Origin of the sequence: Asaia sp. SF2.1 (assembly GCF_000505765.1) — a bacterium.
Classification (GTDB): domain Bacteria; phylum Pseudomonadota; class Alphaproteobacteria; order Acetobacterales; family Acetobacteraceae; genus Asaia; species Asaia bogorensis.
Map to the genome: position 1 here is coordinate 82,218 of NZ_AYXS01000034.1, position 3,002 is coordinate 85,219.

Below are 3,002 nucleotides of genomic sequence, written 5' to 3' on the forward strand. Positions count from 1 at the left end.
GGCGCCGCTCTCGATCTGGTTCAGGACATCCTGCGCCGTCTCTGTCAGAATCGCGCCCTGTCGCAACAGGTCGTTGCCACCGCGTGAGCGCGGGTCGAGTGGCGAGCCGGGAACGGCAAACACGTCCCGTCCGTAATCGAGGGCAAGGCGCGCGGTGATGAGCGTGCCAGAGCGCATCGCGGCCTCGATCAGGATGACACCTAAAGAAAGGCCGGCAATCAGACGGTTACGCCGCGGGAAATGACTGGCCTGGGGAATCGTGCCGAGAGGAGCCTCGGTCACAACGCAGCCCCGTTCAGCAATGGCGCGATAGAGCCCCTCGTTTTCGGGGGGATAGAAATAGTCAAGGCCGCCCGCTGCGGCACCAACCGTCATGCCCTGATGCAGGGCGGCACGATGCGCGACAGTATCGATCCCGCGGGCCAGGCCCGACACGATCACACAGCCCTCATGAGCAAGAGCGCCGCTCAGGCTTTCAGCAATGCGCAAGCCTCCGGCTGAGGCATTGCGTGCGCCGACAACCCCGATGGCCCGCTGTGAAAGCTTTTCAGCCTGGCCCCATAGGCTCAGAACGGGGGGCGCATCGGTAATGCGCGAGAGAAGGGCGGGGTAGTCCGGGTCGCCAAGGAGCAGCATGCGCCCGCCGAGTCGTGTCAGAGCCTCCTGCTCGGCTTCGACACTGTCTCTTGACGGGATGGCAATGGTGGCGCGCCGTCCCGCCTTGCGCACGCGCTCGGGCAATGCCTCGATGGCGGCGCCGGCTGTCCCGTGTTCTGTCATCAAGCGTCGGAAATTGACAGGGCCGATGCCGTCCGTGCGGGCCAGGCGTACAATGTCGAGCCGTTCATTTCCCTGAGATACGGCCGACATGATGGGTCAGATTTCCTGCTTGGTCTGGGGCGGCGGGTCGATATTGATGCGCGATTCCCGTCCCGTGAGCAGACGCCGGATATTGCTCGTGTGACGCAGGAGAATGATAAGTGTCAGGATGAGTGTCGCAATGGAAAGCGGGCTGTGCACAGGCTGTTCGCTCAGCGGCGCCATGATGAACGGTGCCACGGCAAAAGCAGCCAGCGCCCCTGCTGACGAGATATGGGAGAGTTTGGCAACTGCCAGCCAGACCAGACAGCAGGCAATGCCCACGGGCCAGCACAAGGCAAACAGCGCCCCTAGCCCGGTTGCAACGCCCTTGCCCCCGCGAAAGCCGAGCCAGACCGGAAAGCAATGGCCGATCACGACACAGACTGCGGCGACAGCCATCCCTGTCGGTATGCCGCCATCGAGAAGAAGGTGCACAACCAGCACGGCTAGAGCGCCCTTCAGCCCGTCGAGCAGCAGGGTTGCCGCAGCCAGTCCTTTCCGGCCCGTGCGCAGGACGTTCGTCGCGCCGATATTGCCCGAGCCGATCTTGCGTATGTCACCCGCCCCGCCGACGCGGCTGATCAGCAACCCGAAAGGGATACTGCCCAGCAGATAGGCGATACCGGCACAAAGCAGGAAAGGGGGCGTAAGCAGATGATGGATCATGATGCGGCACCATCGAAAACGCGCTGTCCGTTCTTCCACGTTCCCAGAACGCGCCCCTTGAGGCGCTTGCCGTCGAAGGGTGTGTTCTGCGCGCGTCCGGGCTGTTCGCCTGCTTCAACCACCCATTCAGCTGCGGGGTTGAACAGGCACAGGTCGGCGTTGGCTCCAATGTCCAGCGTTCCGGCCTCGCTGCCCAGCAACCAGGCAGGGCGGCGGGTGAGCAGCGCAATGAGTTGCGTCAGGGTAAGCACGCCGTCATGCACCAGAGACAGACCGACACCCAGCAGCGTGGTCAGGCCTGTCCCGCCCGCGCAGGCCTGAGCGAAAGGCAGGCGCTTGTCATCGGCGTCCCATGGCGCATGGTCCGAGGCAATGGCGTCGATTGTCCCATCCGCGAGCGCCGCACAGACCGCCAGACGGTCCTCTTCTGCACGCAACGGAGGCGAAAGCTTGGCGTAGGTACGGAATTCGCCAATCGCCTCTTCATTCAGCGCAAAATAGGGGGGCGCCGTGTCACAGGTAATGGCCAGACCCCGGGCCTTGGCCTGACGGATCAGATCGAGCCCTTCGCCGGTCGAGACATGGCCGAAATGCAAGGGGGCGCCGGTCATTTCCGCAAGACGGATATCGCGGGCAATCAGAATGGCCTCAGCAGCGGCGGGTATCTGGGGCAGGCCCATACGGGTTGCCAGTGCTCCCGCCGTGGCGGCGCCCCCTTTTGCCAGAGACGGGTCTTCCGGGTGCTGCACTACCAGAGCGCCAATCCCCTTGGCATAGGCCAGAAGCTGGCGCATGCGCTTGGTGTCGGCAATGGCATGGATACCATCGGTAAAGGCAACGGCCCCGGCTTCGCGCAACATGCCAAGCTCGGCCATTTCCTCACCCTTGCAGCCCTTGGTAAGCGCGCCATAGGGCAGGATGGTGACCAAACCCGTTTCCTCGCCACGGCCACGCAGCAGGCGCACCAGAGCGGGCTCATCAATGGCAGGTTTGGAATTAGGCAGGGCCGCCAGCGTTGTCACGCCACCGGCAACCGCGGCGCGGGCGCAAGAGGCGATGGTTTCGCGATATTCAAAACCCGGCTCGCCAATGGCAACACGCATATCGACCAGGCCGGGGCAGAGAACCGCGCCCTGACTATCAATGCTCTGGACACCTTCCGGTGCACCCTCAGCACCAGCCTTGTCACGCCCCGCGATGCGACCATCCGAAACGCGCAGGCGCGAAAGCGACTCCTGACCTGTTACCGGATCGATCAGCCTGACATTTTCGAAAATGAGATCGGTCATGACGCTGTCCGCATACGTGAGAGTCGGTCGAGCACGGCCATGCGCACGGCCACGCCCATTTCGACCTGTTCCTGAATGACGCTCTGCGCTGAGTCCGCTACGTCGGAGGCAATTTCGACACCACGATTCATCGGACCCGGATGCATGACCAGTGCGCCGGGTTTCGCCAGGGCGAGGCGGCGGCTG

At 63.6% G+C, this 3,002-nt stretch carries 3 protein-coding genes and 1 pseudogene; all 4 read right to left on the bottom strand.

The annotated features are described in order from the left end of the window. Positions 1 to 870 (bottom strand): DNA-processing protein DprA (gene dprA / locus P792_RS31610; protein WP_369794251.1); only part of this gene is annotated, 870 nt, incomplete at its 3' end. 6 nt (positions 871 to 876) lie between these two features. Further along, positions 877 to 1,527 carry a glycerol-3-phosphate 1-O-acyltransferase PlsY gene (gene plsY, locus P792_RS31615; RefSeq protein WP_023979360.1) on the bottom strand — a complete coding sequence of 217 codons (651 nt, stop codon included), beginning with the start codon at positions 1,525 to 1,527 and terminating at the stop codon, positions 877 to 879. Continuing rightward, on the bottom strand, positions 1,524 to 2,816 hold the full coding sequence (locus P792_RS31620) for a dihydroorotase family protein (RefSeq protein ID WP_023979361.1): 1,293 nt from the start codon (positions 2,814 to 2,816) through the stop codon (positions 1,524 to 1,526). Before P792_RS31620 ends, plsY begins: the two co-directional genes overlap by 4 nt. Continuing rightward, positions 2,813 to 3,002: pseudogene (gene pyrB / locus P792_RS38985) on the bottom strand (aspartate carbamoyltransferase catalytic subunit); the annotation flags it as partial. The pseudogene pyrB and the gene P792_RS31620, both read right to left, overlap by 4 nt.